Annotated in this window: 1 protein-coding gene; it reads left to right on the top strand. The window is 61.7% G+C overall.

The genetic code is table 11. The annotated features are described in order from the left end of the window. Positions 1 to 109 precede the first annotated feature (109 nt). Complete coding sequence (locus RY1_RS29245; RefSeq protein WP_072807537.1) at positions 110 to 1,228, top strand: IS30 family transposase; 1,119 nt, start codon at positions 110 to 112, stop codon at positions 1,226 to 1,228. Positions 1,229 to 1,236 lie beyond the last annotated feature (8 nt).

Here is a 1,236-nt window from a genome sequence, read left to right as displayed (position 1 = left end):
GGGCAGTCTCTAGTGGTCGATGCACCACGGCTCCTGATCAGGGAGTAGGTGGTGTGTCGTGGGTAGATGGTCACGCAAATCGGAGGAAGTGCGCGATAGCTTCTACGCCATGATCGATTCTGGGGTGCCGATTCAGAAGGCCAGCGAAGCGCACGGAGTCAAGCGCAAGACTGGTTATCGGTGGCGTGATGAGAGGGCCGGGATCGTTCGCGGAAGGGTCCGCGAATCGGTCGGTCCTGCGTTGACGCTCGAGGATCGGGTCGAGATCGAGGTGGGTATCCGAATCGGGTTGTCGTACAGGAAGATCGGATCTGGAATTGGTCGTGACCACTCGGTGGTCTCCCGTGATATCGCCCGCAACAGCAACGTCGACGGCAGCTACAGGGCCGTCTCGGCCCAGCGGCGCGCCGATGCGTCAGCGCGCCGACCGAAGACGTCGAAGCTGCGGGTTCACCAGGAGCTCCGCGCCGAGGTGATTTCCAGGTTGGGCAAGAAGTGGTCTCCCCAGCAGATTTCGAAGACACTGAAGCAAGACTTTCCCGAACGGCCGGAGATGCAGGTGTCCCACGAAACGATCTACCAGGCGATCTACGTGCTTCCGCGAGGCGGTTTGAAGAAGGAAGTCGAGAAAGCCCTGCGTACGGGTCGTACGTTCCGCAAACCGCACGGCCGTGTCGCGAAGTCGAAGAACGCCCGGCACATCCCGGACAAGGTCGGTATCGCCGACCGGCCCGACGAGGTCGAGGGCAGGAAGATTCCTGGGCATTGGGAAGGCGATCTGATCATGGGCAAGAACAACAAGTCCGCGATCGGCACCCTCGTCGAGCGCACCACTCGTACGACGCTGCTGCTGCATCTGCCGGACGGGCACGGTGCCGTGCAGGTCCGCGACGCGATGATCGAGGCGATGGAATCGCTGCCTGACCTGCTCAAACGTTCCGTGACCTGGGATCAGGGGTTCGAGATGCGGGCGCATGCGCAGATCAGCGCGGCGACCGGTGTCGCGATCTACTTCGCCGATCCGCACTCGCCGTGGCAGCGGGGAACCAACGAGAACACCAACGGTCTGCTGCGTCAGTACTTTCCGAAGGGAACGGATCTGTCGGTGCATTCACTCGAGGAACTGCGCCGCGTCGCCCTGGAACTGAACGAACGACCCAGAGCGACGTTAGGCTACAGACCACCATTGGAAAAGTTCGCAGAGCTCATTGGTGCACCGACCACTTGAAACCGCCC

The organism is Rhodococcus yunnanensis NBRC 103083 (assembly GCF_001895005.1).
Classification (GTDB): domain Bacteria; phylum Actinomycetota; class Actinomycetes; order Mycobacteriales; family Mycobacteriaceae; genus Rhodococcoides; species Rhodococcoides yunnanense.
Note: the sequence above shows the minus strand (reverse complement) of the source record. Positions and strands in the feature narration are given on the sequence as shown.